We start from the raw sequence: 23,226 nt of genomic DNA on the forward strand, positions 1-23,226 counted from the left end.
GTATCGCCATCCGGTCGCCTCATGGCCGGTGGCGATACGAAACTAATCGGCAATGAAGAGATCGACGGTATAGAATTCCTTGGGCGGCAGTGGCTTGTCGAGCTTGCCGAAGGACGTGAAGAGCTCGTTCATGCCCGAGAGCCATTTGTCGACCGTGCCGTCCCTGGTGAAACCGACAAGCTCGGCGGTGCTGAAATATTGGCCGTTGGCGGCATCCGCCTTGACGGCGTCAACCGAAACGCCAAGCAATGTCGCCGTCAATTCGATGGATTTCTCCATGTTCCTGGCGCGGAAATCCATGGCTTTCTTCAAGACGCGGAGATATTTGGCGGTAAGTTCAGGCTGTTCCGTCACCACCTCGTTGCGGGCGACCATGGCGGTCGGAAAGCTGTGCTCGGGATAGAAATCCTTGCTGCCGGCAAGTTCCTTCATATCCGGCACGTTCTTTTTGATGATCCCGATCAGCGGATACCAGATACCGGCAGCATCGATCTGTTTTGACGAAAACGCAGCCACGACGGTGCTCGGATCCATCTTGATCTGCTGGATATCGTCAACGGTCATTCCCGCCTTTTGCAGGGCGAGCCTCAACACCATGTCCCCGGAGGTGCCTTCCGGAACGCCCACTTTCTTGCCCTTCAGATCCTCCATGGAGTTGATGCCATCCTGCGCGATCACGCGATCGGCAAAGCCGATCGAGTTGATGGCGACCACCTTCGTCTTGCCGCTCGCAGGCAGCCACAGCGCGCCCGGTCCAATATAGCCGAAATCGAGGCTACCCGCGCCCAGCGCCTGGATCTGCAGAGGACCGTTGGTAAAGACTTTCAGATCGGGAGCAAGGCCCTCAGGCTCCCAATAGCCCTGGTCCTCGGCGATCGCATAGAGACTGCCGCCGTTGAAATCAGCGATATAGCCGATGCGGACCGTCTGTTGATCGGCGCGGGCACCGCCGCCACCAAATGCAAGTCCTGCGGCTGCCAGGGAAGTACCTGCCACGAATTGTCGTCTGGTGATGCGCATTTCAGTTCTCCTCCAAAGCTTTTTGTTCTGTCTGAGATGCATGCTGGTGATAAACCTCATGCCAGACGCTGTTGCGAATGGCGGCGAACTCAGGTGACAGCCGGATTGCTTCGTTACGCGGATAAGGCAGGCCGACGTCGATAATCCGATGCAATCTGCCGGGCTTTGCCGCCATGACGATGACCCTGTTGGCGAGATAGACGGCCTCATCGACATCATGGGTGATGAACATGACCGTCCGCCGCTCCCTGCTCCATGTGCTCAGAAGCTGGTCCTGCAGCTGCACGCGGGTCAGCGCATCCAGCGCACCGAAAGGCTCGTCCATCAGCAGGATTTTTGGGTTGACCGCGTAAGCGCGGGCGATCGCGCAGCGCTGCTTCATCCCGCCCGAGAGCATTTTCGGCAGGGCATCGGCGAAGCGCGACAAGCCCACCAGCTCGATGAAGTGATCCGCGGTTCTCTTCCGCTCCGCACGTTCCACGCCAGCGATCTTCAGCCCGAACTCGACATTTTCCTGAACGGTCAGCCAGGGGAAAAGCGCATATTGCTGGAATATGACGCCGCGCTCCGGTCCCGGACCAGAAACCTCGACCCCATCCACCAGAACTGCTCCGGCGCTGGGTTTCATCAGGCCCGCCGCGATGTTCATGGCCGTCGATTTGCCGCAGCCGGACGGGCCGACGACGGTGACGAATTCCCCATCGGCTATGTCGAGCGACAGGCGATCGAGGGCAAGAAATGCCTCACCATGTCCGAGGTCGAACTGACGCGATACGCCCTGAAAGGAGATCTTCGGCTTCATACGCGCTCCTGCCATATCGTGAGTTTGCGCTCGGCAAAAAGCAGGAAGCGATCCATGATCAAACCGAGAATGCCGATGACGATGAGGCTGACGAAGATCGTCGGCAGATCGTAATAGAGCTGCGCCTGCTGCATGCGGAATCCAAGACCCGATTGCGCGGCGATCAGTTCGGCCGCCACCACGGTCGCCCAGGAGGAGCCAAGGCCGATCCGGATGCCGACGAGGATGAAGGGTGTCGATGCCGGTATGATGACGCGCCAGAAGATGGTGCCGTCCTTTGCGCCCAGCACCCGCGCGGCATTGATCAGCGTCTTGTCGACGCTGATCACGCCCTGATAGGTCGCGACCACGCTCGACAGGAACGAAGCCAGAAAGATGACGAATATCTTCGGCGCCTCGTCTATCCCCATGGTGACGATCGCAAGGGGAATGACGGCGAGCGGCGGTATCATGCGAAAGAACTGGACGTAGGGCTCGATCAGCCCGCGCGCCACCTTGTACCACCCCATCAGAAACCCGACGGGGATGGCAAGGACTACCCCGAGGAGAAAGCCCGTCAGAACGCGCCTCAGGCTTGCGAATATATCGACCGGCAACTGGCCGCTGCGGACGAGATCAACAGCCCGGGAAAAGACTTCCCCCGGTCCAGGCAGGCCGACGACCCCGAAATGGGTGACAAGCGCCCAGCCGGCAAGCCCGACAGCAAAGGCGCCGCCATTGAGCGCCAGCAATGCCGGATCGGGAAAATATCTCCACAGGCTTTTCGCCATGGGCCGTTGCCCTCTCGATTGCGCGCGTGCCAGCTTTGCCGGCGCCACCGCGCTATTGATGTGCCCCTCGGTCATGCGTGGGCCACCCGAGGCATCTTCATCGGCTCCGAACGCATCAGGCCCTGCAGCATTTCGTGCGTAAGCTCCTGTTTGAGCCCGGCCATCCGCGGTTCGTTCCAAAGATTATTGATTTCGGCTGGATCCTCCTCAAGATCGAATATTTCGCCATATGGGCCTTCTTTATAAACCGTGATCTTATAGCGGCCGTTCACATAGGAAATCAGGTGCGGCATGCCGGGATTGTGCCGGTTCTCGCACAGAATGAAGTCACGCGCGCGTTCTTCCCTCCCGGTCCAGACGCCATGTTGGGAAACGCCCTGCAGGCCTGCCGCCTGATCGCCGAGCCCCACGGCTTTGAGAACCGTCGGCGTAAAATCGACCAGGCTCTGCAGGGCATCGCTGACAACGCCGGCGGGCACCGTGCCCGGCTGGCGCACAATCATCGGAATGCGCAGCATGTCCTCGTAGTGGAACGGCCCCTTGGCCACGAGCCCGTGCTGACCAAGAAAATGACCGTGATCGGTGGAAAAGACCACCAGGGTATTCTCGGCCATGCCCAGTGCATCCAGCCTGTCGAGGATCCGGCCGATCTCCTGGTCGAGAAAGCTCATCATGCCATAATAGACCGCCATGTCATTTTTCAGCTCGTCGACGGGGTAGAGGTGGCTGTCGCAGCCATGCGCCTCGAACGGCTTGTGCCAGGCGCGGAAGTCCGGCGAAACCTCCTGGGTCATGCGGAAATGCGGCGGGTTCCTGTCGTGTTCGCCCGGCACCAGCGCTCCCGGCTCCATATCGGCGGGATCATACATCGAGGCCCAGGGTTCACTCACCGCATAGGGCGGGTGTGGATCATGGAAGCTGGTCCACAGGAAGAACGGCGCATCATCTCTGGAGCGCTCGTCGAGATAAGCGAGAGACCGTTCTCCGGTCCAGCGTGTATAGTGCAAGTCCTGCGGCAGCTTCCACGAGCGGTCGCGGCGGGCCCAGTAGGGATGGTCCGCAAAGGTGGTCGGCGCCATGCGGGATTTCGCCCCGGCGACGGGCTGGAAATATTCCTGCCAATCCGCCAGACCATGCTCTTCGAGCCAGATGGCGTAGTGCTGGCCGACATGTTTTTCGTCCGCATGGTTGCGGGCCAGTTCTACATGCTGAAAACCATACCACTGATCCCTGAAGGCGCGCCAGAAATCGAGATCACGCAGGGTCGGATGCGCCTCGATCGAGGGACTCTCAACCGTCGAGACCAGCGGCTGGAAATGCGCTTTTCCGATGAGGCCGGTGTTGTACCCGACCCTTGTCAGCCTTTCGCCGATCGTCGGGACATCTTCGGGCAATTTGACGCCGATCGTCCACGCGCCGTGATGCGACGGATAGAGCCCGGTAATGATGCTTCCGCGTGACGGCGTGCAGACGGGGCTCGGACAATAGGCGCGCTCGAAACGCATGCCTTCCCGGCAAAGGCGGTCCAGATTGGGCGTGCGGATCTTGTCGTTGAGCACGCCAAGCGTCGAATAATGCTGCTGATCCGTTGTGATGAGAAGAATATTCAGCGGTTTCGGCACGCCTTGCTCCAGCTTGCCAGCGTTCCGGCCGGCTAATGTTCAACATCGGATTGGATTTGCCGACCACGCGCCAAGAAGCGCCTCTCCCGACCACTACGCGCCATCCTCCCAAATGGCCCTCCCGCGTTTCGGCATTTGATTTTTGTCAGCATTCCGCGATTATGTACAATGCCGAGAAGTACGGAATTGATAAGAAAAGCTGATCGCATGTTTGAACGGTTGCCGGATTTGAAGCGTATGCTTGTTATTGCAGAATGCGGCAACCTGCACGCAGCAGCGCAGCGCCTGAATATCACCCAGCCCGCGCTGACCCGCTCCTTGCAACTGCTGGAAGAGCAGTTCGGCGGCAAGCTGTTCCTGCGCCAGCCGCGTGGTGTGACACTGACGCAGTTCGGCGAACATGTCGTCAATCACACCAAGCACATCCTGCGCGAATGCCAGGTCGCCGAAGCGGAACTCGGTACGCTCCTGCAGGGCGAGGCCGGCACGCTGAAGATGGCGGCCGCCCCCGTCTGGGTCTCTTATCTGCTGCCGCCGGCGATCGTGGCCGCGCAGAAGCGCTATCCCGCCATGCAGATCCACCTGCTCTCGATGGATTACGCCGATGCGATGCCGCGCCTCAGGAATGGCGATCTCGATATCTTCTGCGGTGGTTTCACAAGCGAGGAGATGCTGCCGTCATTTCTCGCGCGCAAAAGATTCTTTCAGGCACGGATGCATGTCATTTGCCGGCAGGATCATCCGATATTGCGGGAATCGCCGAAGGATCTGGAAAAGCTGCTCGATTATCCCTGGCTTTCCTATCAGAACGACTGGGGCTATCTCGATCTCGCGATGGAACGCATCGAGGCCAGGACTGGCCGGCGCAAGAGCGCTTCGGTCTTCTGCGAAACGATCATCGCGGCGCTGATCATGATACAAGAAGGCGATTACCTCTCCTATCTGCCCGACAATTTCATGCGCATCGTGCCCGGCTTCAATTTGCGTACGGTCGCCGTCGATATGCCCGGCGACACGTTCCACTCCGGCATCATTTTCCGGCGCAGCCTGGAGCAGAATCGCGCCTTTCAAACGGTGGTCGCTGTCGTCGACGAAATGATCAAAAGGAAAATGGACCCGGGAACGCGAGGGTTTTCGCTTTAATCACGTAACGACCGGCCGCCGGCCAAGCCGAAGCGGCTTGCTCCCAATTGTCTCGTCGAGAGGGCCTGCAATCTCGATCCCAGGCAGACGGTTCGTCGTGAGCGCCATCAGACGCAAATAGGTCAACAATTTTACTGGAAATCTGCATGCGGTTTCTAAATAATAGTGCAGCACTTATTCAAAAAGGTTACTCACTCATGCCGCGCAATCATACTCCACCCGACACCATCGACGGAAAAGCCGTCAAGAGCCTCGTGGATGCACACGCAATCGAGAGTGCGATCGTGCTCGGCCAGCCTGGCGGATGGGCCGTACTGGTGCGCTATGGAACCAACGAACGCGCCGTGTCCGCGCAACGGGAACGGCGGCCGCGTCTGTGGCGAAACCTCAACACGGCTGCTGCTTTCGTGCGTGATGAGCTTAGGGTTTCGCGCTTCGAGGTCGATACAGCCGACTACGATCCCGAGGCGATCGAGCGCAAACGCCCTGACCAGGCCGAACGGCTTCGCCGGCAACGCGAGGCTGCTGAGCATGATGCGTGGTTCCGCTCCGAAGTGGGGGGGACGTTGGATGGCATTGCGAATGGCACGGTCGGTTTCGTGTCCGACGAGGACCACCGAAAGCGCTGGCAGAAAAAGCGTGCTGAGTTGCTGGCTCGCGCCAGGCGAGCCAGATGAAGCGGCTCGTCTGGTCCGAAGACGCCGAAACCGATCTTGATGCTATCACCAACTACATCGCACGCGACGACGTGATAGCGGCGATCGGTATGCGTGACGAGATTGAAGGGCAGATCGAGAGGCTGCGGGAATTCCCCCTTTCTGGGAGGGAAGGGCGCGTCGAGGGTACGCGCGAACTGGTGGTGACGCACACACCGTTCATCGTCGTCTACATTATGGGCGACGCCGTTCAGATTGTTCGTGTCCTTCACGGCGCACAACAATGGCCACCGCGCGCTTAGTTGAAGACCTGCACGATGCCCTTATGCCCGCGACATTGAGCGTAGCGGCGAGCTATCATGCCACATTCCGTGAAATGCAGAAACGCGCGGAAGTAAGCCGATATAGAGTTTCACCGAACTGCCTATGACTTGGTCGCCTCTAGCCGTAGCTTGAAAGCTTCGTCCTTGCTTGCTGCGCGACGCAGCCATGCCCGGTTGCCCGCCCGTTTGATGGCGAGATCGGCGATGTCGAGCGAATAGACGGTGCAGCCGGTGGTGGTCAAGAACATCAGGGTATCGCCAGCAAGATCCGCCAGCCTGACCCCGGTGCCGCGCGCGACCACCTGTCTGGTCGTGATGGCGCGGTCGAATAGCGGAGCGGATCTTGTTCTATTTACCCGCTTGACTCGTAGGGAAGGATTGAGCGGAGCGCTCCAGGTGCCCGACCCAAAACGGGAGCCTGATCGGTTAAATCATTACAAATAATTAATAAGTTAATTCATTTTGTGTTCATATTGCAGGCTAAATATTACTCGCACGCCTTCGACGGCGCATCTGAAATGAGTAATGGAGTTTTATAGCCATGAAAGCAATTCCTTTGTATATAGCCCTTGCATCATCGATAATTCTTGCGTCACCCGCGCTTGCGCAAGAAAATGATGATGCTGACACCAGCAACTCGGCAGTTGAGTCGTCCGAATCTTCACAGAACAGCTTTGGAAAAGAGCCCGTCGATCTGGCGAAATTTTCCAGAATGGACGAGCTGAAGGCTGCTGACACGAATGGCGACGGCACGCTTTCACGCGAGGAACTCGAAGCTCTGGCCATGAAGCGCATCGCATCGCGCGCCGCGGACCGCATGGAGCGCCGCCTCGACGTCAATGGCGACGGCAAGGTGACGCTTGAGGAAGTGGAAAAGCAGCGAGGCAAGGAATTCGCCGCTCTCGACCGCAACGAGGACGGCAAGCTCGATCGCAAGGAATTGCGCGCCGGCAAGCGCTTTCATCACGGTGGCCACCATGACAGGCATCACATGAAGCGCATGCACCAGCCGCAGTAAGCGGCGGGGGGAGCCCGGGCCTTCGGGCCCGGGCTTTTTGGTGATTACGCTATGCGCGCTGCCGGCCGAGGACCGGCCGGAGGTGACGGCGCCGGTAAGCCGACGGCGTGACGCCAACCAGTTTCCGGAACAGGTGACGAAATGCCGAGGGCTCGCAATACCCGACTTCGATGGCGATATCGTCAAGAGACATGTCGGTCGTCTCAAGAAGCTGCTTGGCCTCCTCGATCCGCAGGGTCCGCACATATTCCATTGGCGACTGTCCGGTCGCACGCTTGAAGCGCCGGAGAAAGTTCCTCTCGGCAAGGCCGCTTTGGGCGGCCATAGCCCCAACCGGATTGGGATTGGCATAATTATCGGCCACCCAGAGCTGGGCTGCCGTGACAGCCTTGTCCTCATGGCGGCGGCCAACTGTGAGCGCCGCGAATGGGAGCTGCCCCTCGTCGTGCCAGCTGAGCAGGAACAGCTTCGCGGTACGCCGTGCTTCCTCCGGCCCGGCAACGCGGCCGATCAGATAAAGCAGAAGATCGTGCCAGGAGGAGAAGCCTCCCGCCGTGACCAGCCTATGGCCTTCACCCGCGTGCACGAGGATCCGCTCCTTGCGGAAGCGGATATCGGGGTGGCGGCGTGCGATCGCGTCGGAATAGGCCCAGTGAGAGGTGGCCTCTTCCCCGTCGAGCAGGCCGGTTTCAGCCAGAAGCATGGAACCTGAGCAAAGCGAGGCGACGATCGCTCCGCGCTTATATGCCGAGCAGATCCAATCGATGATCGGAGCATAGGAATTCGGTAGCGGCCGCCACGGATCGAGCAACATCTCCGGAATGATGATGATATCGGGTTCGGGATGGTCGTCGAGAGAACCGTGGGGCTGGATAAGCAGCCCGTGGAGATCGTTATAGGGCTCGCCGTCCACTGACAGCAGCCGGGGCAGAAAGTATTTCCGGCCCGGCTCTTCGCCATGCAGATATTCCCAGAGAAACCCCACCGAAGCCAAGGCGTCCATGATGATAAACGCCCCGGCACCGACATGCGGCGTTGCTAGCACAGCCGTGAACAGAGGTTCATGCGCTTCGGATTTCATCGGCCGATGTCCGATTTGAACCGCTTCTCTCCGAAACAAACCTATCAGAAAAAGCGCCGTGCGAATAGATCAAGCAGTCACAGGCAGCGGAGAGGACCGCGCCTGAAAACCAGCAAAATGGAGAGTGACCGATGAACACTGCAACAGCGGTGCGCGAGCACCCTGCTTCTCTTGACGAGAGCAAGACACAGGCCGTTACCAGCAGCAATACGTCTCTCGCACAGAGCGGCGCACCAGGGCGTGGGATATGATCATGAGCACGGTCGAAACCACCCATAGTGCATATGAACCCTCCACCGGAAGCCGGATTGGCGCTTTTGCTTCCACGGTCCTGGCGATGTTCGGTGCCCGTCTTGCCGCGCTCGTCGCGGCACGGAGCGCACGGCGCACAGCCCGGCTGCTCGATAATCTCTCGGACAGCCAATTGAAGGATATCGGCCTGTCGCGATCCGATATCTGGTGGATCGTCCGTTCGGAACGGGGCCAGGCAGGCTCCAGCGTCGAGCGCTCCTAACAATTAGCCACAAACCTCCGCCCCTGCTCCGCCAGGGGATACCACTCGGCTCCAGAACCGAGTTACCGGCCTCGCTGCGTAAAGGGCGTACGGGGAACGGAGATGCTTTGCCCTTCGAAACAGAAACGGGAGAAGGAACATGAGAAAAACACTTGCCATCGCAGCATTTGCCACCGGAACAGCCATGTTCGCCGGCACCCCGGCAAGCGCGCAGGAAATGCCCACGGTCGAGCAGACCTACAGGGATATCGAGGCGACGTTCGGCACGGTGCCCACGCACTTCAAGGCCTATCCGAAATCAGCGGTCGCAGGCGCCTGGGCGATGACCAAAGGCCTGGAGATCAAGGGCGACAACGCCCTCGAACCAAGGGTCAAGGCGCTCATCAATCTGGCCGTCGCGGCGCAGATTCCATGCCGCTACTGCACTTGGTTTGAGACCAGGATGGCCAGGAACCACGGCGCGAGCGAAGAAGAGATCGCCGAGGCCGTCGCCCAGGCAGCCTATGTCCGTCACTGGAGCACGGTCCTGAACGGGCTGCAGGTCAATTTCGAAACCTTCAAGACCGAGTTCGGCGGCGAGTAAGACCGTGGCGCCCGGCTGAGCGGCTGGGCGCCCCTTTCCCGACGATACGCGGCAGAGAGAACATCCATGGACATTCTCATCAATACAGCCAATATCCTCTATGTCGTCGCCTATTTCACGATGGACATGCTGCGGCTGCGCATCCTCACGACGACAGCTGCTTGCTGCCTGGCCATCTACTTCTATAGCCAACCGGTTCCGATGCTGAACGTGGTGGCCTGGAACGTGTTCTTCATCTTTTTGAATCTCGCCCAGATCGCGCGGATCATGCTGGCGCGATACCAGAATGCCAGGATTTGAGGGCCCTTCCCACCGGACGATCCGGATGGAACACCAGGTTCCCGGACAATCGGCGGCACAACGAGGATTGCTTTACTTCCTGAAAGCGCAGCACTACCATTCTAGGACCTTGCGCGGTCAGGTGGAGGACCGGTCGCGCGGTGCAGGCACTCAACAAAAATAGAAAATCCCAAGGGGAGAGTGCCTGCAGAATACGGGTTTTCCGTCTTTCGACTTCATAGAATTCGCGGGAAGATCTCAAGGGAGGAGCATCATGACCAGATTGTCCATAATCGGCATCACGGCCGCCGCCGCCATGTCGCTGCTGTCCACCTCGGCGCTGTCGGAGCCCGAAACCGTCAGCGGTCCGCCGGACGAGCCCGAATGCTTCGTGCCGTGGAGCGCCGATACCAAATTCTTCAAGTTCCCGACCAAGGACGGGCCCTACCGCATCGCGCTCGCCAACGGCTATATCGCCAATACCTGGCGCATCCAAATGATCCAGACGGCGAAGGCCTATGCCGCGCAATCCGATGTCACCGCCAAGCTGAAGGAGTTCAAGGTCGTTTCGACCGGCGAGGATGTGCCGGCGCAGATATCCGCGATCAATAATTTCATCGATTCCGGCTATGATGCCGTCATTGTAAACGCGCAGAATCCCACCGCCTTCACACCCGTTATCAAGCGGGCAAAGCAGGCGGGTGTCGTGCTTGTCGCCTTCGACAACACGCTCGACACCGAGGACGCGATCAACGTCAACGTCGACCAGAAGGGCCTCGGCGTGCTGTGGGGCAAGTGGCTCGACACGCACCTGCCCGACGGCGGCAAGATCCTTGAAGTGCGGGGCGTTCCCGGCACATCCGTCGACACCGACCGCCACAACGGCATCCACGAGACGCTCGACGCATCAGGCAAGAAGTGGGAGGTGGTCGAAGTGCTCGGCAAATGGGACGACCCGACGGCGCAGAAGGCCACCGCCGACGCCATCGCCGTGCACAAGAAGTTCGACGGTATCACCGCCCAGGGCGGTGATACGGGCGTCGTGCAGGCGATGATCGACGCCAAGCACGCGTTTGTGCCTTTCGGCGGTGAGACCGAGAACGGCTTCCGCAAATTCTGCGCCAAATACGCTTCCGAAGGGCTCAAATGCTCCTCCGCCGGCACTGGCCCCGCCCAGGTGGCGGTCGCCATCAAGACGGCGATCGCAGCACTCGAGGGGAAGGTAGTGCCGCAGTCGGTCAAACTGCCGCTTGCGGTGGTCGAGGACCCGGATTTCAAGGAGAACCAGGACTATTATCCCGACCAGTCCGACAATTTCTTCGTCGGTAATTCCTTCCCGACCTGCGGGATCAACTTCACCGCGCAGGAGATCATGGGGCAGACAAAGGAAAACGAGTGATACCTGCATAAGCGCCGTCAGAGCCGCAACTGGGGAGGAGCGCATGGCCGCAGATATGGGGGACGCCAGGCCGCCACTGCTGAGAATGGAAGGGATATCGAAGCGTTTTGGCGGCGTGCGTGCGTTGGAGGAAGCGGAACTGACTGTCAGGGCGGGCCGCATCCATGCCGTCCTGGGAGAAAACGGCGCCGGCAAATCGACCCTCATCAAGATCCTGGCAGGTGTTATTTCGCCGGACGAAGGCCGGATGCTGCTCGACGGCGGGGAGGTCTCCTTCGCCTCGCCGGCCGAGGCGAACCGCGCGGGCATCGTCTGCATCTTTCAGGAATTGTCGCTGATCCCCGATCTGAGCGTCGCCGACAATATCGCATTGTTCGATCCGCCGAGGCGCTTCGGCCTCATCGACCGGCGCGCGCAGCGTCGGATCGCGGAGGAGGCCTTGGCGCGCGCCGGCGCGCCAGACATCCACCCCATGGCACTCGTCAAGGACCTGCCGCTCTCGCGTCGCCAGATGGTCGAGATCGCCAAGTCGCTCGCCCGCCAACCGCGCATCTTGATCCTTGACGAAGCCACCTCAGCGCTGACCGCGGCCGACGTCGCCAAGGTCTTTTCGGTGCTGAAACGGCTCCGCTCGGAGGGTCTGGCGCTCCTCTACATCTCGCACCGGATGCACGAGATCGCCGAGCTTGCCGACGAATGCACGGTCTTTCGCAACGGGCGCAATGTCGCCAGCTATCCGGCCGGCACGAAGACCGACAATGAGGTTGTCGAATTGATGATCGGGCGCGAATACAAACATGTTTTCCCGCCGAAGCCGGTATCGCCGCCGGCCGCGCGGCCGGTTCTGGAATGCCGGAACCTCAGCTGGAGCGAACGGCTGCGCGACATCTCCTTCTCCGTCCGCCAGGGCGAGGTGGTCGGGCTCGGCGGCCTCGATGGACAGGGACAGCGCGAACTCCTATTGGCGCTGTTCGGGGTCCTGAGGGGATGCGGCGGGAAGGTGCTGGTCAACGGCAAACCGGTGGCGCTCTCGAGCCCCGGCCAGGCGAAGGCGGACGGCATTGGAATGGCGCTGATTCCGGAGGACCGCAAGACCGAAGGCCTGATGCTGCCGATGAGCGTGCGCGAGAATCTCTCCTTCGCATCCCTCGACCGCGTCTCCCGCCACGGGCTGATCGACCGCGCGGCGGAAGACCGGCAGATCGAGGAGATGGTCCGGCTCCTGGCGATCCGCGCCGGCAGCCTCGACATGCCGGTCGGCGGGCTCTCCGGCGGCAATCAGCAGAAGGTGGTCATCGCCAAATGGCTGATGCGCGCGCCCCGCATCATCCTGCTCAACGATCCCACGCGCGGGATCGATGTCGGCACCAAGCAGGAGATCTATCAGCTGTTGCGCCGGCTGGCGGATGCCGGCGCCGCCATCCTGTTCTATTCCACCGATTATGACGAGCTGATCGGCTGTTGCGATCGGGTTCTGGTGCTCTATGACGGCATGATCAAGCGCGAACTGGTGGGTAAGGAGATCACGGAGCACGCGCTGATCGCGACGGCGCTCAACATTTCCGGGGAGCAGGCGGCATGACTGGCGACTGGCGATACCGCCTTGCCCGGAACCGCGGCACGCTCCTGGCATTCGGCATTTTCCTGGCGATGTTCACGATCTATGTCCTGAACCATCCCGCGGGTTTCACCGCGAATGTGGTGCAAACCGCAACGAACAAGGGCGTGCTCCTCGCCTTCGTGGCGATGGCGCAGGCGCTGGTGGTGATCACCGCCGGTATCGATCTCTCAGTCGGCATGATCTTCATCCTGACGAATTGCCTGGCTTCCTGGATCGTCGTCGGCACGCCGCTGCAGACAGCGCTTGGCGTTGCGGGCGTGCTCGCGGCGGGATTGGCGTGCGGCGCGCTCAATGGCGCGATCGTCATCTATGGCCGACTGCAGCCGATCGTGGCGACGATCGCCACCGGCGCGATCTATTTCGGCATCGCCTTGTGGCTGAGGCCTTATCCCGGCGGATCGGTCAATGAAGGCCTGGCCGATGCACTGACCGGAAAACTGTTCGGCATTGTCCCGGCCAGTCTTGCCGTGCTGGCAGGTGCCGTACTCATCGTCTGGGCCCCGTTCAGCCGATCGGTGCTGGGGCGCGCTGCCTATGCGGCCGGATCGGCCGAACCCGCCGGCTATATGTCCGGCATTCCGATCCGTCCCGCCAAGTTCATGGCTTATGCGCTCGGAGGATTGCTGGCGTCGATCGGCGGACTTTTCCTCACCTTCTTCACCTATACGGGCGAGGCGGCCTTTGCCAGCGGCAACGCCTATACCCTGTTTTCCATAGCGGCTGTGGTGCTCGGCGGCGTCTCGCTCTATGGCGGAACAGGGAGCGGCGTCGGCGCGATCTTCGGCGCGCTCGCCTTCCGAACAATCGGCGATCTCCTGTTCGTCTTCGATCTCGACCCGCTATGGCAGCCGCTATTCCAGGGCGTGGTGCTACTGGTGGCCGTCAGCCTGGGGGCATTCGGGCTTTTACGCGTGCGCAGCCGTTTGGAGTGGTTCAGATGAGCGAAACCGCGAATCTCGTGGGAACACGCTGGCTGCGACGCGTCGATCCAGCGGTTGCGACCGCCTTTGCCTGCATCATCCTGCTGCTTGCGTTCGGCAGCCTCTATTCCACCAACTTCCTATCACCCGAATATCTGCTCCAGCAGCTGAAGGTCGCCTCCTTCCTCGGCGTCATCGCCACCGGCATGATGCTGGTCATCCTGCTCGGCCAGATCGATCTCTCCGTGCCCTGGGCAGTGGCGGTCGGCGGCATGATGGCCTGTGCGGCGGCCGCCTATGGCACCGTCGGCGTCTATCTCGCCATTCCCTTCGGCGTAGCATGTGGCGCAGCAATTGGCCTCGTCAACGGCATCGGCGTCGCCTATCTCCGCATCCCTTCCATGATCATCACCCTTGCCACCAACGCCGTCGCGCAAGGGCTGATGGTCGTCTATACAGGTGGCTTCTCTCCGAGGGATTCCGCAACCGCCGCAATGCGCTTCCTGGCAACGGGTTCTCTCCTCCCCGGCATTCCCAACGCCGTGGTGATCTGGGCGCTGATCGGCTTCGCCGCAGTCTTTCTGCTGACTCGCACCACCTTCGGCCGCTCCGTATATGCGATCGGCAACCGCGAGCGCGCCGCCTATCTCTCGGGCATCGATACGCGACGCATTGTCATGGTTGCTTTTATTCTGTCGGGCGCGCTCAGCGCCTTTGGCGGCGTGCTGCTTGCCGGCTATGCCTCGAAGGCGGCCCAGGCGATGGGCGACGCCTATCTCCTGCCGGCAATCGCCGCGGTTGTCCTCGGCGGCACCTCGATCCTCGGCGGGCGCGGCTCCTATCTCGGTACGATCGCCGGCGTTATCCTGATCACCGTGCTGCAATCGATCCTCTCGGTGATGCAGATGCCCGAAGCCGGCCGGCAGGTCATATACGGCATATTGATCGTCGCCATGCTGCTGCTCTATGGCCGCACACCGGCGCTGCGGTGACTCTTTGCAAGGGAACCAGGAGAAAATATCATGTCAGAGGCGACACCGGACGATACCCGCAGGCTTGCCGGGCGATGCATGTGCGGCGCTGTCCAATACAGCGTCGCCGATGCTTTCATCTATGCCGCCAATTGCCACTGCCCGGATTGCCGGCGGGCGACCGGTTCGGCCTTCAAGCCTTTTGCCGGCATCGAGCGCGAGAAGCTGGCGGTTACCAAAGGCGCAGATCAGCTCCTGATTTTCGGTGGAGAAAAGAACCATGACGCGCGCTACCAATCATGCGGCTCCTTCCTCTATTCGGTGGTTCGCGACGGCGCTTTTGTCCATGTCACCCTGGGTTCTCTTGCCGATGAGCCGACCATCGGGCCGAGCGAGCATATCTTTGTCGGCTCCAAGGCATCGTGGTTCACCATCGATGATGATCTTCCCCAGTATGATCGTCATGTCGCGGATGGCCCGCCGATCAACCGCTGAACGGAAATTCCGGTTGATCCGAGGTATGTTGGTCGCCTATGTTGTTGTTGATGCGCGGGCATCCTTAAGCGGGGTCAGCGGACAGTTTTCTAGAAGGATGATCTTTGGTTTGTCGGCGACATTCCGAGCGGGCCAATAGGTGAAACGTGCCGGCAGGAAGCACCGCGTCTCGCCAACCGCTATCGATCAATAACGCAAAGCGAATCCGCTGCGGCGACGGATTTTCCTCGCCGGCGGATATATCGGAATTATGGAGGCGAGGCCCCGTCGGCCCTGCCCCCGATTGGTTTTTTCGAAGCCGACGCAGCCGCTCGCGCGCTCCGGAGGCGGGAACCGCCAGAGAGGTCCGGCAATGACCCAGCGCTTCGACGACGCCCGCGTCCTCATGTACAGCCACGACACATTCGGGCTCGGCCATCTGCGCCGTTGCCGCACCATCGCCCATTCGCTGGTCGAGGATTTCCGCGGGCTCCAGGTGCTCATCATCTCGGGTGCCACCATCGCCGGCGCCTTCGACTACCGTGCTCGCGTCGATTTCGTCAAAACGCCGAGCGTCATCAAGCTGAGGAATGGCGAATATACCTCGATGGAGCGCCATATCGACCTCAACGAAACCTTGAGGATGCGACAGGCCATCATCCGCCGCACGGCCGAGACTTTCCAGCCCGACATTTTCATCGTCGACAAGGAGCCGCTCGGCTTGCGCGGCGAGATCGAGGACACACTCTCCTATCTCAAGGCGCGCGGCACCACCCTGGTCCTCGGCCTGCGCGAGGTGATGGATGCTCCTGACCTTCTGGAGGCGGAGTGGCGCAAGAACGATGTCATGCGCAAGATCGGCCTGTTCTATGACATGATCTGGACCTATGGACCGCCCGATTTCTATGACCCGCTGGTCGGTCTGGACGTGCCGCCGACCATCCAGGCGAAGATGAAATTCGTGGGCTTCCTGCAGCGGCGCCTGTCACATGCGGAACTGCCCGGCCACAAGCCGGAAGGCGACTACATTCTCGTCACGACCGGCGGCGGCGGCGATGGCGCCGATCTCATCCATGATGTCATCCATGCCTATCAGCAGGATCCGACGCTCCAGCACAAGGCGCTGATCGTGCTCGGCCCCTATATGCCCGCCCACAAGCGGCAGAAGCTGATCCGCAAAAGCGCCGGCATACCCTTCATCAAGATGATCGAGTTCGACAACCGGATGGAAGAACTGATCGCAGGAGCCAGGGCGGTGGTGGCGATGGGCGGTTACAACACCTATTGCGAGATCCTGTCCTTCGACAAGCCGGCGCTGATCGTGCCGCGCGTCAGGCCGCGCGAGGAACAGTTGATCCGCGCCCGCCGCGCCGCCGAGCTCGGCCTGGTGCAGATGCTGTTGCCGGAAGAGGCCGAGGACGCATTGCGCTTCGCCGCCGAGCTCAAAGCGCTGCCGGATCGGCCCCGCCCCTCGCAAGGCGCTCCCGATCTTCGCCTCGAAGGCCTCGTCCATATCTCCGAGATTGTCGGCGAATGGCTCGAACAACGATCGACCCGTCATCTCGCCCTCGTCGAGGGCAGGAGCTGAACCCATGCCCCCCCGCCGCAAGATCGTGGTGGTCCTGAAGGGATATCCGCGCCTGTCCGAAACCTTCATCGCGCAGGAACTGCTTGGCCTGGAACGTGCCGGGATCGAGCTCATCATCGTCGCGCTCAGGCGGCCGACCGACGGCAAGCGCCACCCGGTGCACGATGAGATAAAGGCATCCGTTCACTATCTGCCGGAATATCTGCATGAGGAGCCGCTGCGGGTTCTCAAATCGCTTCTGGTTTGCCTGCCTCAGGCCAGTTTCAGGCGCGCGTTCGGCACCTTTTTCGCCGATCTGCGCCGTGATTTCACGCGCAACCGTATCCGCCGCTTCGGACAGGCGCTGGTGCTCGCGGCCGAATGGCCGGATGACGCCGGCTGGCTGCACGCGCATTTCGCCCATACACCGGCCTCCGTCACCCGCTACACCAGTCTTTTGCGCGGCCTGCCCTGGACGTGTTCGGCCCATGCCAAGGACATCTGGACTTCAGCTGACTGGGATCTGGCCGACAAACTCTCCTCCGCGCGCTGGACGGTGACCTGCACCGAGACCGGCTTTCAGCATCTGAAAAAGCTGGCGAACGGCAGCTCGCGCGTGCATCTAAGCTATCACGGGCTGGACCTTGCGCGTTTCGGTGATTTCCAGGGAATACGCCCGCCGCGCGACGGCTCCTCGCCCGACGATCCCGTCATCATCCTCAGTGTCGGCCGAGCAGTGGAAAAGAAGGGCTTCGATACGCTCCTGCAGGCGCTCGCTCTCCTGCCGCGCGACCTCGCCTGGCGTTTCGAGCATGTCGGCGGCGGCGACCAGCTCAACCGGCTCAAGGGCTTTGCCCAAAAGCTCGGCATCGCATCGCGTGTTTCATGGAACGGAGCGCTCGCGCAGGAGGATGTCCTCCAGCTTTATCGCAGCGCGGACATCTTCACGCTCGCCTGCCGGATTGCTTCGGACGGCGACCGGGACGGCCTGCCCAATGTGCTGGTGGAAGCGGCAAGCCAGCGGCTGCCCTGTGTATCGACGAATGTCTCGGGTATTCCCGAACTCTTGACGGACGGCGAGACAGGCGTGCTCGTCCCGCCGGACGATCCGAAAGCGCTTGCGCGGGCGCTAGAGTACGTGATCCGTGATCCGACCCTGCGCGTCCGCCTTGGCGATGCCGCGGAGCGACGCGTCCGCGTCCATTTCGATCACCAGTCGAGCATCGGCCAGCTGAAGAACCTGTTCGAGCAGGAATGGCAGGCAGCGACATGATGCGCCCGCGCGTCTTCTTTTACGTCCAGCACCTGCTCGGCATCGGACACCTTGCCCGCGCCAGCCGTATCGCCGCCGCGCTCACCGCCGCCGGTTTCGATGTCACCGTGGTCACAGGGGGCGTGCCGGTCGCCGGTTTCCCGGGGCCGGGCATCCGCACTGTGAACCTGCCTCCCGTCGTTACATCCGACGAGAGTTTTTCCGGCCTGGCGGATATCGAGGGAAAGCCTGTCGACGACGCCTTCAGGGAAAAGCGCTGCCGCATGCTGGTCGAGGCGTTCCAAAGCTGCAGGCCCGACATCGTCATTCTGGAAGCCTTTCCCTTCGGCCGCCGCCAGATGCGTTTCGAACTGCTGCCCCTGCTCGACGCCATCGGCAACATGGCGCCGAAACCCTTCGTCGTCGCGTCGATCCGCGACATCCTCCAGGAGCGGGTGAAGCCTGGACGGAGCGAGGAGACGGCCGATCTCGTCAATCGGCATTTCGATCTGGTGATGGTGCATGGCGATCCTGCCTTCGCGACACTCGGCGAAACATTTCCACTTGCCCACCAAATCGAGGCGAAGATCGCCTATACCGGCCTGGTGGCCGCGCCGCCGCCGGCGCCGGCTTCCGAATCCTTTGATGTACTGATTTCCGTCGGCGGCGGGGCTGCCGGGCGAAATCTTGTCGGATCGGCGGTCGCGGCGGCGCGAAACACCCGGACAGACCTGAAATGGGGGCTGATAACTGGTCCCAATTTCCCGAAAGACGCGTTTGAAACAGTCCTCCACGAAGCGCCGCCGCATCTCTCGGTCTTCAGGTTCCGCGAGGATTTCGCGAACCTCCTGACCGGCGCCCGGCTTTCCGTCTCGCAGGCTGGTTACAACACGGTTGGTGACATCCTGCGCGCCGGATGCCGCTCCCTACTCATCCCGTTCGCCTCCGGCGGCGAAACCGAGCAAACGCGTCGTGCCCTGGGCCTTCAAAGGCTCGGCCTGGCAAGCGTGCTGAAGGAAGAGGAGCTCAACGAAGCAACCCTTGCGGCGGCGATCGAACAAACCCTCGCGAGCGAACCGAAGGCCCTTCGCCTCGATCTCGATGGCGCGCCAGGCACGGCACGGGCCTTGCGCGAGCTCTTGGGCGTCAGACGCTCCCTATCAGCATGAAACGGGTGTAGTTCTTCGTCGGCAGCGCGCCGGAAAACCGCACCTCCCGCAGCGCCGCCATCGCTTCGAAGGCCTCGAGCGAAGCCACGCAATTGATGTGTGTCGGCTCGCTGAAATAATCATTGGACTGCAGGAGGACCAGCGTTCCCTCGGGCAGCATATCGAGCCAGCCCCGCACATCCACGATGTGCTCGCAGCTCGAATTGATCACCATATCAGGCCGTTCTGCCGCATAATCGAGCGTATACATGTCGCTCGTCCGTGCCCTAAAACGCTCTCCGGCCGTGCGGTTCAGGGTCTCGGCGATCTCCGCCACATGCGGGTCGATATCGATGCTCTCGATCATGCCAATGTCGAAGCGACCATCCTCGAAGAGCATAGCCGGCAGCACGCCGTACCAGCCGCCCAGTACCCATATGCGCCCGAATCGGCCGCCGCAGCTCTCGAAGAGCCTGTCCCGCGCCCACATCTTGCAGGCGACCTGCTTATGGTTGAAGGCATTGGCGATCTCGGCCTCGGGATGACGAGCGACGACGCGGGCGAGCCCCTCGACCAGCGGGCTCGCCGTATAGGCGGCAATTCCTCTCGCCAGATCATAGGCGTGCTCGTGCCAGTCCACGCTGGCGTCATCATCGGTCCGGGTAGCGTCCATCATGGGCTTGTTGTATGTTGGGATTTTGAACGACACAACAAAATCTGAAAAGTAAATCTCATCGCATGGATTTGAATACGAACGAAGCTTCTACGCCGCTGGCCGATGGAAAGGACCTGCCGCATCTCTCGGGTCCGGCGGCATTCATCCGGCAGGTTCTCGCCGCCCATTTCGTGCGCGACTGCCCGCATATCGTGGAGATCGGCGGGCATATCAGGCCGGTTACCGAATACCTGACCCACAGACCGCTTTCCGTTCTCTCCGTCGACCCGAAGACCCCCGCCTATGAGGCGGATGAGCTCAACGGCCATCCCTGCCGGGTTCGTCACGTCCCCCGGAAGTTCCAGGAAGTCGAATACGACTATGCTCCGGGCAGCTACGGGCTGGTCCTGCTCGGCTATTCGCTAAAACCCTTCGGCAGCCGCGAGCCGCTCGGGCAGTTGCTGTTCTCATTGATCGACAATGCCCGAGTGGTGGTGATCGAATATCCGCCGGAGCTCGACCGTGCGTCCTCGCAGGTCCCCGCCATCGTCAGCCGGCCCAACCTGAAGGTCCATTGCAGCGTCGAACTTGTGCTCGACGACGAAGCCATCGCGGGATCGCCCTTTGCGAAGAGGCGGTTCTACGTGCTGCATCCTTCCACTCGCTAGTGGCGGCTGCTGATGGAACCAAGTCTCGCCCGCTATATCTGGTCGCATACCAAGAGGCAGCAGCTCTGGATCGTCGTGATCGTCGTCCTGTCGATGATCCCCTATTTCCTGTCGTTCGATTTGCCCAAGCTGATCGTCAACGGGCCGATCCAGGGCGGAGGCTTCGAGGCTCCCGGCGCAACACAGCCCTTCATGGAGTTCAGCCCCGATCTGCCGTTCATCGGCGAGATCCATATCTTCTCCGGCTTCGAGCTCACTCGCGAGGGCATGCTGGTCGCCCTCAGCCTGGTCTTCCTGCTGCTCGTCATCATCAACGGCTTGTTCAAATTCTATATCAACACCTACAAGGGCCGTCTTGGCGAGAGGATGCTGCGGCGCATCCGCTTCGAGCTTGTCGATCGCGTCCTCAGGTTTCCTCCACAATATTTCAAGCGGGTGAAATCCGCCGAGGTGGCGAGCCTGGTGAAGGACGAGGTGGAGCCGCTCGGCGGCTTCATCGGCGATGCATTCGTGCAGCCGGCCTTGCTCGGCGGCCAGGCGCTGACCGCCATGCTGTTCATCATGGTGCAAAATTTCTGGCTCGGCATGATGGCCTTCGCCATCGTGAGCGTGCAGATCGTGCTTATCCCGCAGATGCGCAAAAGGCTGCTTCGGCTGGGCCGTGAACGGCAGATCACCGCGCGGGCGCTCTCCGGCCGGGTCGGCGAGATCGTCGACGGCATCGGCACCGTGCATGTCCATGACACCTCCAATTACGAGCGTGCAGACATCGCCGCCAGGCTCGGACGGATCTTCAAGATCCGTTACGATCTCTATCAGTGGAAGTTCCTGGTCAAATTCCTCAACAATCTGCTGGCCCAGGTAACGCCTTTCCTGTTCTATCTCATCGGCGGCTATCTGGTTCTTCGGGGGCGTCTCGATGTCGGTCAGTTGGTGGCCGTCATCACCGCCTATAAGGACCTGCCCGGGCCGCTCAAGGAACTGATCGACTGGGACCAGGCGCGTCAGGACGTGCAGGTGAAATATGCGCAGGTCGTCGAACAGTTCAGTGCCGAGAATCTGATCGAGCCGGAAATTCAGACCGTCAGATACGAGCCTGTCGGTGCGCTGAGCGGCCCGCTTGCCGCCGTCAATCTCTCCCTGGCCGATGACGGCGGGGCGACACTGGTCGAGCGGGTCTCCTTCGAGATCCATCCGGGCGAGACGGTCGCCATTGTCAGCACGACGGCCGGCGGCGCCGAGGCCGTTGCGGAGGCAATAGCGCGCCTGAACAGACCGGAAGGCGGCAAGGTGACGGCAGGCGGCGTCGACCTGCTTGAACTACCGGAAGCGGTGACCGGACGACGCATGGCCTATGCCTCGTCGGACGTCTTTCTCTTTCACGGCAGCCTTCGCGACAATCTTCTCTATGGATTAAAACATGCACCGCTGAGACCCGCGACCTATGAGGGGGGCGAGGCCGAGTTGCGCCGCTGGAACATCGAAGAAGCACGCAAGGCCGGCAATCCGGATTTCGACCTCGGCAGCGACTGGATCGACTACGGTGCGATAGGCGCCAGCGGCCCGCAGGATCTCTTCGCCGTGGTCCGCAATGTGCTGAATGCAGTCGTGCTGTCGCAGGACATATTGGATCTCGGCCTGCGCTCCCCCATCGAACCCAAGCGCCACAAGGCGCTCATCGACCGGGTGCTGGAGCTGCGGAACGCCCTGCGCGCACGACTGGAGGAGGAGGGCCTGAGCGAATTGGTGGTGCCGTTCGAACCCGGCGCCTACAATAAGGAAGCGACCATCGGCGAAAACCTGCTTTTCGGCGTTGCCGCCGGCCCGGCGCTTGCCGATAAGGCATTGGCCGCCAATCCTTATTTCCTGTCGATCCTGCGGCGGACCGGCCTCGGACGAACCCTCTATGAAATGGGGCTGGAGATTGCTGAACAAGCGCTCGAACTCTTCGCCGATCTGCCGCCGAACCATCCCTTCTTCCAGCAGCTCGCCTTCATGACGCCCGAGGAGATCCCCGCCTACGAAACCCTGCTGCAGAAGCTCACGAATAAGCCTTTCGAAGCCGTTTCACCGGCCGACCGCGCCATGATCGTGGCGCTGAGCTTCGCCTATATCGAGCCGCGCCACCGCTTCGGCCTGTTGAGCGAGGACCTGATGGAGCGGATCGTCGAGGCCCGCAATCTGTTCCACCAGGGACTGCCGCGAGAACTGAGAGGCCAGATCGAGCGCTACGATCCGATGACCTACATCACCGCGGCCAGCGTCATGGACAATATCCTGTTCGGGCGCATAGGCCACAATCATCCGGATGGACCGGAGCGCATTCGCGCGATCGTCACAGAAATCCTGGAAACGCTCGACCTTCATGACGAGGTTCTGGATGTCGGGCTGGATTTCAACGTCGGCGCCGGCGGCCGGCGTCTCACCGGCGGGCAGCGGCAGAAGGTCGATGTCGCCAGGGCCTTGCTCAAGCGCGCCGATTTCATCGTTCTAAACCGTCCGCTCGCGGCTCTCGACCAGCGCGCACAGGGTCAGATCCTGCGCAATGTGCTGGAAGAAGCCAGACGTGGCGGCCACTCACCTGCCGTCATATGGGTATTGTCAAATCCGGCTATGGCGGCGATGTTCGACCGCGTCATCGTGTTCAGCGCCGGCCGGCTCGTGGAAGACGGAACGCACGAGACGCTCTTGGCGGGAAATGGTATCTTCAAGGAGCTGCTATCGTAGCAGACGAATTCCG

Annotated in this window: 24 protein-coding genes; 17 read left to right on the forward strand and 7 right to left on the reverse strand. The window is 61.2% G+C overall.

Going from position 1 to position 23,226, the window contains the following annotated elements; translation table 11 throughout:
• Positions 1 to 42: 42 nt before the first annotated feature.
• From ATN84_RS24510 to ATN84_RS24525, 4 genes are all read right to left on the reverse strand, one after another.
• Positions 43 to 1,014, reverse strand: a complete 972-nt coding sequence (locus ATN84_RS24510) for an aliphatic sulfonate ABC transporter substrate-binding protein (RefSeq protein ID WP_068885217.1) — start codon at positions 1,012 to 1,014, stop codon at positions 43 to 45.
• Between the two features lie 7 nt (positions 1,015 to 1,021).
• A complete protein-coding gene (locus tag ATN84_RS24515; RefSeq protein ID WP_068885134.1) occupies positions 1,022 to 1,822 on the reverse strand; it encodes an ABC transporter ATP-binding protein in 801 nt (266 codons plus the stop codon).
• Positions 1,819 to 2,592 carry an ABC transporter permease gene (locus ATN84_RS24520; RefSeq protein ID WP_068885218.1) on the reverse strand — a complete coding sequence of 258 codons (774 nt, stop codon included), beginning with the start codon at positions 2,590 to 2,592 and terminating at the stop codon, positions 1,819 to 1,821. Before ATN84_RS24520 ends, ATN84_RS24515 begins: the two co-directional genes overlap by 4 nt.
• Before the next feature lie 71 nt (positions 2,593 to 2,663).
• Positions 2,664 to 4,214, reverse strand: coding sequence for a sulfatase family protein (locus tag ATN84_RS24525; RefSeq protein ID WP_068885135.1), 1,551 nt, complete (start codon positions 4,212 to 4,214; stop codon positions 2,664 to 2,666).
• 237 nt (positions 4,215 to 4,451) lie between these two features.
• Between ATN84_RS24525 and ATN84_RS24530 the strand changes: the two genes are divergently transcribed.
• From ATN84_RS24530 to ATN84_RS24540, 3 genes are all read left to right on the forward strand, one after another.
• Entirely contained in the window at positions 4,452 to 5,357 is a 906-nt protein-coding gene (locus tag ATN84_RS24530; protein ID WP_161939620.1) for a LysR family transcriptional regulator, read from the forward strand.
• A 146-nt stretch (positions 5,358 to 5,503) separates the two neighbouring features.
• Positions 5,504 to 6,034, forward strand: coding sequence for an RNA-binding protein (locus ATN84_RS24535; RefSeq protein WP_244491205.1), 531 nt, complete (start codon positions 5,504 to 5,506; stop codon positions 6,032 to 6,034).
• Entirely contained in the window at positions 6,031 to 6,315 is a 285-nt protein-coding gene (locus ATN84_RS24540; protein ID WP_068885138.1) for a type II toxin-antitoxin system RelE/ParE family toxin, read from the forward strand. The genes ATN84_RS24535 and ATN84_RS24540 overlap by 4 nt, the downstream gene beginning before the upstream one ends.
• Positions 6,316 to 6,437: 122 nt before the next feature.
• On the opposite strand, the gene ATN84_RS27375 is transcribed toward ATN84_RS24540, so the two are convergent.
• Positions 6,438 to 6,584, reverse strand: coding sequence for a hypothetical protein (locus tag ATN84_RS27375; protein WP_161939621.1), 147 nt, complete (start codon positions 6,582 to 6,584; stop codon positions 6,438 to 6,440).
• A gap of 293 nt (positions 6,585 to 6,877) precedes the next feature.
• Between ATN84_RS27375 and ATN84_RS24550 the strand changes: the two genes are divergently transcribed.
• Entirely contained in the window at positions 6,878 to 7,354 is a 477-nt protein-coding gene (locus ATN84_RS24550; protein WP_068885140.1) for an EF-hand domain-containing protein, read from the forward strand.
• Between the two features lie 49 nt (positions 7,355 to 7,403).
• Here ATN84_RS24550 and ATN84_RS24555 read toward each other — a convergent pair whose 3' ends face one another.
• Positions 7,404 to 8,435: a GlxA family transcriptional regulator gene (locus tag ATN84_RS24555; RefSeq protein ID WP_068885141.1), complete on the reverse strand. Its 1,032-nt coding sequence runs from the start codon at positions 8,433 to 8,435 to the stop codon at positions 7,404 to 7,406.
• 253 nt (positions 8,436 to 8,688) lie between these two features.
• Here ATN84_RS24555 and ATN84_RS24560 point away from each other — a divergent pair, with 253 nt between their 5' ends.
• From ATN84_RS24560 to ATN84_RS24610, 11 genes are all read left to right on the forward strand, one after another.
• The gene (locus ATN84_RS24560; protein ID WP_068885142.1) at positions 8,689 to 8,949 is read left to right on the forward strand and encodes a DUF1127 domain-containing protein; all 261 of its coding nucleotides are present in this window, start codon (positions 8,689 to 8,691) and stop codon (positions 8,947 to 8,949) included.
• A gap of 139 nt (positions 8,950 to 9,088) precedes the next feature.
• The gene (locus tag ATN84_RS24565; RefSeq protein ID WP_068885143.1) at positions 9,089 to 9,532 is read left to right on the forward strand and encodes a carboxymuconolactone decarboxylase family protein; all 444 of its coding nucleotides are present in this window, start codon (positions 9,089 to 9,091) and stop codon (positions 9,530 to 9,532) included.
• Between the two features lie 66 nt (positions 9,533 to 9,598).
• On the forward strand, positions 9,599 to 9,832 hold the full coding sequence (locus ATN84_RS24570) for a hypothetical protein (protein WP_068885144.1): 234 nt from the start codon (positions 9,599 to 9,601) through the stop codon (positions 9,830 to 9,832).
• 253 nt (positions 9,833 to 10,085) lie between these two features.
• Positions 10,086 to 11,210, forward strand: coding sequence for a sugar ABC transporter substrate-binding protein (locus tag ATN84_RS24575; protein ID WP_068885145.1), 1,125 nt, complete (start codon positions 10,086 to 10,088; stop codon positions 11,208 to 11,210).
• 43 nt (positions 11,211 to 11,253) lie between these two features.
• Entirely contained in the window at positions 11,254 to 12,792 is a 1,539-nt protein-coding gene (locus tag ATN84_RS24580; protein ID WP_244491206.1) for a sugar ABC transporter ATP-binding protein, read from the forward strand.
• Positions 12,789 to 13,772: an ABC transporter permease gene (locus ATN84_RS24585; protein ID WP_068885146.1), complete on the forward strand. Its 984-nt coding sequence runs from the start codon at positions 12,789 to 12,791 to the stop codon at positions 13,770 to 13,772. Before ATN84_RS24580 ends, ATN84_RS24585 begins: the two co-directional genes overlap by 4 nt.
• Positions 13,769 to 14,743 (forward strand): ABC transporter permease, encoded by a 975-nt coding sequence (locus ATN84_RS24590; RefSeq protein ID WP_068885147.1) that lies wholly within the window; start codon positions 13,769 to 13,771, stop codon positions 14,741 to 14,743. Before ATN84_RS24585 ends, ATN84_RS24590 begins: the two co-directional genes overlap by 4 nt.
• A gap of 30 nt (positions 14,744 to 14,773) precedes the next feature.
• On the forward strand, positions 14,774 to 15,217 hold the full coding sequence (locus ATN84_RS24595) for a GFA family protein (protein ID WP_068885148.1): 444 nt from the start codon (positions 14,774 to 14,776) through the stop codon (positions 15,215 to 15,217).
• Between the two features lie 352 nt (positions 15,218 to 15,569).
• Complete coding sequence (locus ATN84_RS24600; RefSeq protein ID WP_068885220.1) at positions 15,570 to 16,784, forward strand: glycosyltransferase family protein; 1,215 nt, start codon at positions 15,570 to 15,572, stop codon at positions 16,782 to 16,784.
• A gap of 4 nt (positions 16,785 to 16,788) precedes the next feature.
• Entirely contained in the window at positions 16,789 to 18,036 is a 1,248-nt protein-coding gene (locus tag ATN84_RS24605; protein ID WP_068885149.1) for a glycosyltransferase family 4 protein, read from the forward strand.
• Entirely contained in the window at positions 18,018 to 19,184 is a 1,167-nt protein-coding gene (locus tag ATN84_RS24610; protein ID WP_425287447.1) for a glycosyltransferase family protein, read from the forward strand. The genes ATN84_RS24605 and ATN84_RS24610 overlap by 19 nt, the downstream gene beginning before the upstream one ends.
• Here ATN84_RS24610 and ATN84_RS24615 read toward each other — a convergent pair.
• Positions 19,162 to 19,839, reverse strand: coding sequence for a class I SAM-dependent methyltransferase (locus tag ATN84_RS24615; RefSeq protein WP_068885150.1), 678 nt, complete (start codon positions 19,837 to 19,839; stop codon positions 19,162 to 19,164). The two genes, ATN84_RS24610 and ATN84_RS24615, sit on opposite strands and share 23 nt — an antisense overlap.
• Before the next feature lie 62 nt (positions 19,840 to 19,901).
• On the opposite strand from ATN84_RS24615, the gene ATN84_RS24620 reads away from it, so the two are divergent.
• Together ATN84_RS24620 and ATN84_RS24625 are read left to right on the forward strand one after the other, a co-directional pair.
• Entirely contained in the window at positions 19,902 to 20,486 is a 585-nt protein-coding gene (locus ATN84_RS24620) for a hypothetical protein (protein WP_068885151.1), read from the forward strand.
• 12 nt (positions 20,487 to 20,498) lie between these two features.
• Positions 20,499 to 23,213 carry an ABC transporter ATP-binding protein gene (locus ATN84_RS24625; protein WP_068885152.1) on the forward strand — a complete coding sequence of 905 codons (2,715 nt, stop codon included), beginning with the start codon at positions 20,499 to 20,501 and terminating at the stop codon, positions 23,211 to 23,213.
• Positions 23,214 to 23,226: the final 13 nt, after the last annotated feature.

It is taken from the genome of Paramesorhizobium deserti (assembly GCF_001558695.1).
Taxonomy (GTDB): Bacteria; Pseudomonadota; Alphaproteobacteria; order Rhizobiales; family Rhizobiaceae; genus Paramesorhizobium; species Paramesorhizobium deserti.

Coding starts and splice junctions, on each gene's coding strand:
- ATN84_RS24515 (WP_068885134.1), bottom strand. CDS start 1,822: ATGAAGCCGAAGATCTCCTTTCAGGGCGTATCGCGTCAGTTCGACCTC.
- ATN84_RS24520 (WP_068885218.1), bottom strand. CDS start 2,592: ATGGCGAAAAGCCTGTGGAGATATTTTCCCGATCCGGCATTGCTGGCG.
- ATN84_RS24530 (WP_161939620.1), top strand. CDS start 4,452: ATGCTTGTTATTGCAGAATGCGGCAACCTGCACGCAGCAGCGCAGCGC.
- ATN84_RS24535 (WP_244491205.1), top strand. CDS start 5,504: ATGCGGTTTCTAAATAATAGTGCAGCACTTATTCAAAAAGGTTACTCA.
- ATN84_RS24540 (WP_068885138.1), top strand. CDS start 6,031: ATGAAGCGGCTCGTCTGGTCCGAAGACGCCGAAACCGATCTTGATGCT.
- ATN84_RS27375 (WP_161939621.1), bottom strand. CDS start 6,584: ATGTTCTTGACCACCACCGGCTGCACCGTCTATTCGCTCGACATCGCC.
- ATN84_RS24550 (WP_068885140.1), top strand. CDS start 6,878: ATGAAAGCAATTCCTTTGTATATAGCCCTTGCATCATCGATAATTCTT.
- ATN84_RS24555 (WP_068885141.1), bottom strand. CDS start 8,435: ATGAAATCCGAAGCGCATGAACCTCTGTTCACGGCTGTGCTAGCAACG.
- ATN84_RS24560 (WP_068885142.1), top strand. CDS start 8,689: ATGAGCACGGTCGAAACCACCCATAGTGCATATGAACCCTCCACCGGA.
- ATN84_RS24565 (WP_068885143.1), top strand. CDS start 9,089: ATGAGAAAAACACTTGCCATCGCAGCATTTGCCACCGGAACAGCCATG.
- ATN84_RS24570 (WP_068885144.1), top strand. CDS start 9,599: ATGGACATTCTCATCAATACAGCCAATATCCTCTATGTCGTCGCCTAT.
- ATN84_RS24575 (WP_068885145.1), top strand. CDS start 10,086: ATGACCAGATTGTCCATAATCGGCATCACGGCCGCCGCCGCCATGTCG.
- ATN84_RS24580 (WP_244491206.1), top strand. CDS start 11,254: ATGGCCGCAGATATGGGGGACGCCAGGCCGCCACTGCTGAGAATGGAA.
- ATN84_RS24585 (WP_068885146.1), top strand. CDS start 12,789: ATGACTGGCGACTGGCGATACCGCCTTGCCCGGAACCGCGGCACGCTC.
- ATN84_RS24590 (WP_068885147.1), top strand. CDS start 13,769: ATGAGCGAAACCGCGAATCTCGTGGGAACACGCTGGCTGCGACGCGTC.
- ATN84_RS24595 (WP_068885148.1), top strand. CDS start 14,774: ATGTCAGAGGCGACACCGGACGATACCCGCAGGCTTGCCGGGCGATGC.
- ATN84_RS24600 (WP_068885220.1), top strand. CDS start 15,570: ATGACCCAGCGCTTCGACGACGCCCGCGTCCTCATGTACAGCCACGAC.
- ATN84_RS24605 (WP_068885149.1), top strand. CDS start 16,789: ATGCCCCCCCGCCGCAAGATCGTGGTGGTCCTGAAGGGATATCCGCGC.
- ATN84_RS24610 (WP_425287447.1), top strand. CDS start 18,018: ATGGCAGGCAGCGACATGATGCGCCCGCGCGTCTTCTTTTACGTCCAG.
- ATN84_RS24615 (WP_068885150.1), bottom strand. CDS start 19,839: ATGATGGACGCTACCCGGACCGATGATGACGCCAGCGTGGACTGGCAC.
- ATN84_RS24620 (WP_068885151.1), top strand. CDS start 19,902: ATGGATTTGAATACGAACGAAGCTTCTACGCCGCTGGCCGATGGAAAG.
- ATN84_RS24625 (WP_068885152.1), top strand. CDS start 20,499: ATGGAACCAAGTCTCGCCCGCTATATCTGGTCGCATACCAAGAGGCAG.